We start from the raw sequence: 6,561 nt of genomic DNA, 5'->3' as shown, positions 1-6,561 counted from the left end.
CCAGCGTTCACGCTGGGACCAAGGGTCCTTTTTGTTTTGTCGAAGCGCGCCGGAGTTGTGGGTGCGCGAGAATGTTTGCAGTACCGAAGACAGGAGTCACGCCGATGTCCACCAACTCTTCCGACGATCGTTGGGAGCGCCGGCCGCAGCGGCGCGACGACGGTGACCGCGGAGGCTTCCGGCGGGACGACCGTGGGCCGCGTCGGGATTCCGACCGTGGCGGTCGACCCGCTGCCAGCGGTTTCCGTCGCGATGACCGGGGCGGTTTCCGGCGTGATGAGCGACGGGACGGTGACCGGGGCGGGTTCCGCCGCGATGACCGTGGGCCGCGGCGCGACGACGAGCGCGGTGGCTTCCGTCGCGATGACCGACGGGATGGCGACCGAGGAGGGTTCCGCCGGGACGAGCGCCGCGATGGCGATCGGGGCGGGTTCCGGCGGGATGACCGTGGGCCGCGTCGGGATGACGACCGTGGGGGCTTCCGACGCGACGACCGGCGGGACGACCGTCCGCGTGGGCCGCGTCGGGATGACGAGCGGGGCGGTTTCCGGCGGGACGACCGGGGTGGCCGGCCTGTTGGTGGCGGCTTCGGACGGCGTGACGACCGTGCTGGTTCCGGGCGTGGCGGCTTCGGCCGGGACGAGCGGCGTGATGAGCGTCGGGACGGTGACCGGGGCGGTTTCCGTCGCGATGACCGTGGGCCGCGGCGCGACGATGAGCGCGGTGGCTTCCAGCGGGATGAGCGGGCTGCCACGCGGCGGGACAACGACCGTGGGGGCCGCCCGGCCGGCGGCGGGTACGCGGGGCGTGATGACCGGGGCGGTTTCCGTCGGGATGATCGGCGGGACGGTGACCGGGGTGGGTTCCGTCGGGACGAGCGCCGGGATGGCGATCGGGGCGGGTTCCGGCGGGATGACCGTGGGCCGCGTCGGGATGACGAGCGCGGTGGCTTCCGTCGCGATGACCGGCGGGATGAGCGTCGGGATTCCGACCGGGGTGGGTTCCGGCGGGATGACCGTGGGCCGCGTCGGGACGATGAGCGCGGTGGGTTCCGTCGCGATGACCGGCGGGACGAGCGCGGTGGCTTCCGTCGCGACGAGCGCCGTGACGACCGGCGGGATGGTGACCGGGGCGGTTTCCGGCGGGACGACCGTGGGCCGCGTCGGGATGACGAGCGTGGTGCGCGTCGGCCGTATGGGCGGGGGCGTGAGGACCGCGGTGAGTTCCGGCGGGACGACCGGGGGCGGGACCGTGAGCGGGAGCCGATCAAGCGGCTGCCGATTCCGGAGGACGTCACCGGGAACGAGATCGACAAGGACGTGCGGCAGGACCTGATGAGCCTGCCCAAGACGCTCGCCGAGGATGTCGCCCGGAACCTGGTGATGGTGGCGAAGCTGCTGGACGAGGACCCGGAGCAGGCGTACGGGTACTCGCGGGTCGCGCTGCGGCTGGCGTCGCGGGTCGCTTCGGTGCGCGAGGCGGCGGGCTTCGCCTCGTACGCCGTGGGCAAGTACGGCGAGGCGCTGGCGGAGTTCCGGGCGGCGCGGCGGATGACGGGCAGCGCGGAGCTGTGGCCGGTCATGGCCGACTGCGAGCGCGGGATGGGCCGGCCGGAGAAGGCGCTGGCGATGGCCGGCGAGCCCGAGGTGCAGCGGCTGGACCGGGCCGGGCAGGTCGAGATGCGGCTGGTCGCGGCGGGTGCCCGTCGGGACATGGGCCAGGCCGACGCGGCGGTTGTCACGCTGCAGAGCCCCGAACTGGCGTCGAACGCCACGCACCCGTGGACGGCCCGGCTGCGTTACGCGTACGCGGACGCGCTGCTGGAGGTCGGGCGCGAGGACGAGGCGCGAGAGTGGTTCGCCAAGGCGCTGGAGGCGGACCAGGGCGGCACGACGGACGCGTCCGACCGGCTGGCCGAGCTGGACGGTGTGGAGTTCACCGACGTGCTGGAGGACAGCGGGTTCGACGAGTTCGAGGACGCGGATGAGGCCGAGGTCGAGGACGTGGATGTGACGGAGCCGGGTGGCGCGAAGGGGGCCGGGGCTCAGGGTGACGCCGAGCGTGCCGAGGCCTCCGAGGGTGACTCGTCCGCCGTGGTGGCGGAAGCCGTGGAGGGCGCTGACCAGCAGCCGGAGCGGGCTGAGGAGCGCGCGGACGAGGCTGCCGGGGGCAAGGGCTCCCAGGAGGGCTGAGGCCGGTCGGGGGAGTCACTTCCCTGAGCGTATGGGGAGTCACTCCCCTGAGTGTGTGACGTCGCAGGACGTATGAGGGCGGGACCCGGGAAGGGTCCCGCCCTTTTGCGTGGGTGGTGGGGGCTGGGTCCGGCCGGGGCTCCGAGCGGGACGGGCTCGGCGGGACGCCTCGTCGGGTTCCGATCGGGCCGTGAGCGTCCGGGCTCAGAGGCCGTCCACTTCGTGGGGTTCGGTGGATGCGGGGCGGGTGGGGTGGGGGTGGCCGTTGGAGGAGTGGTGACGGGTGGTGGGGGTGGGGGAGTCGCCGGCATCGTCGTCGAGGGTGCGCAGGACGAGGCCGGTGGCCGGTTTGGGGCCGAAGGAGGTGGACTTGCGGGGCATCGTGACGCCGTTCAGGGCCAGCTGACGGACCGTTTCCTCGGAGGTCGGGCGCATCAGGACGGCGGTGCCGTCGTGGCGGGCCGCCTGTTCGACGGCGTCCTCGGTGTTGTGCAGGTAGCCGATCTGCGAGGGGTGGTCGGGGATGCGCCAGACCTCGTCCAGGAGGACGGAGTGCAGCACGGTGGCGTCCAACTGCCGCCACAGTTCGGGGCGGTCGGCGCGTACGGTGCGGGCGACCAGCTCCGGATCCGGGCGGTCCAGGAGATGGAAGGCGCCCGTGCCGGCGGTGAGGAGGAAGGCGGCGCCCGGTGTGGTCTCCAGGGTGGCCAGCGCGGCGTCCAGCGGGCCTTCGAGCGTACGGACGCGGAAGGCGTCGCGGGCTCCGGCGAGCGCGTCGGCCAGCGGGAGGTGCGGCAGGACGCGGTGGATGGCGCGGACCCGCAGGGGGTAGCGGGCGGTGTCCACGAGCAGGACCAGGCCGAGGGACCAGGGCGAGTCCGGGCCTTCCGGCCGGCCCTGGCAGTGTTCCCCGCACAGCCGCTGGTAGGTGGCCCAGCGGTGGTGGCCGTCGGCGATCAGGGCGTGCCGGCCGGCCAGGTCCGCGGTGACGGCGGCGAGTTCGCCGGGGTCGGTGACGGACCACAGGCGGTGTGCGAACCCGTCCTCGGTGGTCGTGGCGAGCAGCGGCGTACGGTGGATGACGCGTTCGATGACGGCGGTGGCGCCGGTCGCGGTGCCCTCGCCGCGGTAGGAGAGCAGCAGCGGCTCGAAGTTGGCGGCGGCCTCGCGCATCAGGGCGGCGCGGTCCTCGACGACCTCGGGGATGACGTCCTCGTGGGGGAGCACCGGGCCGTCCAGGCCGAGCGCGCCGATGACGCCGCGCTGGAGGACGTCGCCCCGGCGCTGCTCGTACACGTACAGGGCGGGCTGGTCGTCCGGGACGAGGACGCCCTCGGCGCGCCAGCGGTGCAGGGTGTCGGCGGCCTGGCGGTGGCGGGCGGTGGGATCCGCGGCCTGCGGCAGGATCAGCCGGACGATGTTGTACGGGTCGGCGGTCTCCAAGTGCCGTACGCCGTCGGGCCGGACCACGACGTCGTACGGCGGGGATGTGACGGCGGTGAGGCTGCTGACCCGCTCCTGGGCATAGCGCAGTCCGCGGAAGGGATGGAGGCGAAGGCCGTCGGTGCTGGTCATTCGTGAATGCTATGACGCCTTGACGGCGTACGGATGATCGGGTGATGGCCAGGATGTGGCCGGAAATGTCCTTGTAATGTCCTCGAAAAGTTCCCTCGGGGGAGAGGGGGGTCCAAAGGGCGAGATGGCGGGGGTGGCGGGAGTTCTCCTGGGTGTTGTGAACAATTGGGCTGAAGATTTGTTTTGCGTGATACGAGACTTACGAGTCTTCTGTGGTCGATGAGATGAGGGTTCGGTGAGCAATTCGGTGGCCAACGGGCAGGGTGGCGCGCACGCGGAGGTCCGGCTGCGGCCGGGCGGGTGCGCGCGGCCGTTGAGCGCGGCGTACGACACGGCGCTGCTGGATCTGGACGGGGTCGTCTACGCGGGCGGGCGGGCGATCGAGCACGCCGTCGCCTCGCTGACGACGGCACGGGATGGCGGCATGCGCCTGGCCTACGTCACCAACAACGCCTCGCGGACCCCGGACGCGGTGGCCGGGCAGCTCACCGGTTACGGGCTGCCGACCGGGCCCGAGGACGTCATCACCTCGGCGCAGGCGGTGGCCCGGCTGATCGCCGAGCAGGTGCCGCCGGGCTCCCGGGTGCTGGCCATCGGCGGCGAGGGGCTGCGGGTGGCGCTGCGCGAGCGCGGGCTGGTCCCCGTGGAGTCCGAGCGCGACGACCCGGCGGCGGTGGTGCAGGGCTACGACCCGAAGCTCGACTGGGAGCGGCTGGCGGAGGCGGCGTACGCGGTGCAGCGCGGCGTTCCCTGGTTCGCGTCCAACACGGACCTGACGATCCCCAAGGAGCGCGGCATCGCGCCGGGCAACGGGGCGCTGGTGGAGGCCGTGCGGATCGCCACCGGCGGCGCCCCCCAGGTCGCGGGGAAGCCGCAGCCGCCGATGCACCGGGAGACGGTGCTGCGGACCGGTGCGCGCACCCCGCTGGTGATCGGGGACCGGCTGGACACGGACATCGAGGGCGCCTTCAACGGCAAGGTGGACTCGCTGCTGGTGCTCACCGGCGTGACGACCCCGGCCGAACTGCTGGCCGCGGTGCCCGCCCACCGGCCGACGTACGTGGACGCCGACCTGCGCGGCGTCCTGGCGCCCCAGCCAGAGGTCGAGGTGGTGGCCGGGGGCTTCCGGTGCGGTGGGTGGACGGCGTCGGTGGACGGGGACGCGTTCGCGGTGGAGGGGGAGGGTGAGCCGTTGGACGGGTTGCGCGCCCTGTGTGCGGCGGCGTGGACGGTGGCCGGGGATGGGGCGTGCGCGTTGGATGCGGGGAAGGCGTTGGCGCGGGTGGGGGTGTGAGGTGGGGCGGGACCGGGGCCCCGGGGTGTTGAGCGTTCCGGTTCGTCTGCCGGTGGTCGTCTTGGCTGAGTGGGTTGGGTCCGCTGGGTCGGCCTCGGTGGGCGGGGATGTGCTTGCCGTGGAGGGGGAGGGTGAGCCGTTGGACGGGTTGCGTGCCCTGTGTGCGGCGGCGTGGTTGGTGGCCGGAGAGGGGGCCTGGGGGCTGGTCTGCTGAGTCTCTCGGTGCGTCCGTCGCTGGGCGGGCTGCGTGCCTTGTGGGCGATGGCGGGGGAGAGGGCGTGCGCGCTGGATGGGGGGTAGGCGTTGGCGCGGGTGGGTGGGGCCCGGGGTGGGGGCCCCGCTCCGGGCCTGGCTCGTTCGCCGTTCGCCGTTCGCCGTTCGCCGTCGGCCGTCCTGGGCTTCGGGCCGCCGGGCTTGGCTCGGTGGGGCTCGGTTGGTTGGGCCTGGCTCGGCACCGCCTTGGTGTGCTGGGCCGGGCCCGTCGGGTTTCGGTTTGCTCGGCCGAGTCCGTTCCGGCCGGGCGCTGTTTGTTCCGGCCGTTGGGTGGTGTGCTCAGTCGGACTCGGGGGCGGGGAGGCCCGCCGTCAGTTCGGCGATCAGGTCTTCTTCGGTGGCGCCGCGGCGCCAGTAGCCGGTGAAGGTGACGGCCCGCCGGTCGTAGCCGCGTTCGCGGACGAGGTGGCGGCGCAGGGCGCGGACGCCGGACGCCTCGCCGGCGATCCAGGCGTACGGGGTGCTTCCGGGCAGGTCGGCGGCGCGTACCGCGTCCAGCAGCGGCTCCGCGTCCGTGGGCGTGTGCCCGTCGCGGACCAGCCAGGTGATGTCGGCGTTCGCGGCCGTCGGGAGGTCCTGGCGGTCGTCCGCGTGCGGGACCTCGATCCAGGCCTTCACGGGGGTTCCGGCCGGTAGCCAGGCCAGGATGCCGGCCACGGCGGGGAGGGCCGTCTCGTCGGCGGTGAGCAGGATCCAGTCGGTGCCGGGCGGCGGGCGGAAGTCCACGCCGGCGTTGTCCGCGACGGCCGGGCCGAGCACCGTGGCCCGGTCGCCGGGCCGGGCGCGCGCCGCCCAGCGGGAGGCCGGGCCGCCGTCGCCGTGCAGGGCGAAGTCCACGTCGAACTCCGCGTCCTCCGGGCGCTGCGCGCGGACCGTGTACGAGCGCATGACGGGCCGTTCGGCCGGGTCCTGGGTCCGCCAGGCCGGGTACCAGCCCTCGCCCCGGTCGGCGAGGACCGGGGCGTCCTGGTGGGCCTGCGGGAGGAAGAGCTTGAACCGCTGGTCACGGCCGCCGGTCACCATCGCGTCCAGGTCCGCGCCGCCGAAGGTGATCCGGGTCATCGTCGGGCCCAGCCGCTCGGCGCGCACTACGCGCACGTCGAAGAAGCGGAACGGGACGGTCGCGGCGGTGGTGGTGGCGGTCGTGGTCATGCGGGGACCTCCCGGGGGTGGCGTGCGGGCCGGGGAACGGCGGCGGGGGCGGGGGGGGTGGGGCCCCCCCCCCCC

Annotated in this window: 5 protein-coding genes and 1 pseudogene; 4 read left to right on the top strand and 2 right to left on the bottom strand. The window is 74.0% G+C overall.

The features are described 5' to 3' along the window. Positions 1 to 122 precede the first annotated feature (122 nt). Positions 123 to 701, top strand: a pseudogene (locus ABZX96_RS37855) (RNA helicase); the annotation flags it as partial. Positions 702 to 1,319: 618 nt separating this feature from the next. After that, a complete protein-coding gene (locus ABZX96_RS37850; protein WP_355554176.1) occupies positions 1,320 to 2,192 on the top strand; it encodes a tetratricopeptide repeat protein in 873 nt (290 codons plus the stop codon). Positions 2,193 to 2,396: 204 nt separating this feature from the next. Here the strand turns inward: ABZX96_RS37850 and ABZX96_RS37845 are convergent, their stop codons facing one another. Beyond that, on the bottom strand, positions 2,397 to 3,767 hold the full coding sequence (locus ABZX96_RS37845; RefSeq protein WP_355554170.1) for a DUF1015 domain-containing protein: 1,371 nt from the start codon (positions 3,765 to 3,767) through the stop codon (positions 2,397 to 2,399). A gap of 286 nt (positions 3,768 to 4,053) precedes the next feature. Between ABZX96_RS37845 and ABZX96_RS37840 the strand changes: the two genes are divergently transcribed. Continuing rightward, on the top strand, positions 4,054 to 5,061 hold the full coding sequence (locus ABZX96_RS37840; protein WP_355554173.1) for an HAD-IIA family hydrolase: 1,008 nt from the start codon (positions 4,054 to 4,056) through the stop codon (positions 5,059 to 5,061). After that, positions 5,009 to 5,275, top strand: a complete 267-nt coding sequence (locus ABZX96_RS37835) for a hypothetical protein (protein WP_355554167.1) — start codon at positions 5,009 to 5,011, stop codon at positions 5,273 to 5,275. Before ABZX96_RS37840 ends, ABZX96_RS37835 begins: the two co-directional genes overlap by 53 nt. A 338-nt stretch (positions 5,276 to 5,613) precedes the next feature. Here the strand turns inward: ABZX96_RS37835 and ABZX96_RS37830 are convergent, their stop codons facing one another. Beyond that, positions 5,614 to 6,486 carry a siderophore-interacting protein gene (locus ABZX96_RS37830; RefSeq protein ID WP_355554164.1) on the bottom strand — a complete coding sequence of 291 codons (873 nt, stop codon included), beginning with the start codon at positions 6,484 to 6,486 and terminating at the stop codon, positions 5,614 to 5,616. Between the last annotated feature and the right edge of the window lie 75 nt (positions 6,487 to 6,561).

Source organism: Streptomyces sp. NPDC003077 (assembly GCF_040611095.1).
Taxonomy (GTDB): Bacteria; Actinomycetota; Actinomycetes; order Streptomycetales; family Streptomycetaceae; genus Streptomyces.
Note: the sequence above shows the minus strand (reverse complement) of the source record. Positions and strands in the feature narration are given on the sequence as shown.

Excerpts from the sequence above, each read along its gene's own strand:
- ABZX96_RS37830 (WP_355554164.1), bottom strand. The coding sequence starts at position 6,486 with ATGACCACGACCGCCACCACCACCGCCGCGACCGTCCCGTTCCGCTTC.
- ABZX96_RS37845 (WP_355554170.1), bottom strand. The coding sequence starts at position 3,767 with ATGACCAGCACCGACGGCCTTCGCCTCCATCCCTTCCGCGGACTGCGC.
- ABZX96_RS37835 (WP_355554167.1), top strand. The coding sequence starts at position 5,009 with ATGGGGCGTGCGCGTTGGATGCGGGGAAGGCGTTGGCGCGGGTGGGGG.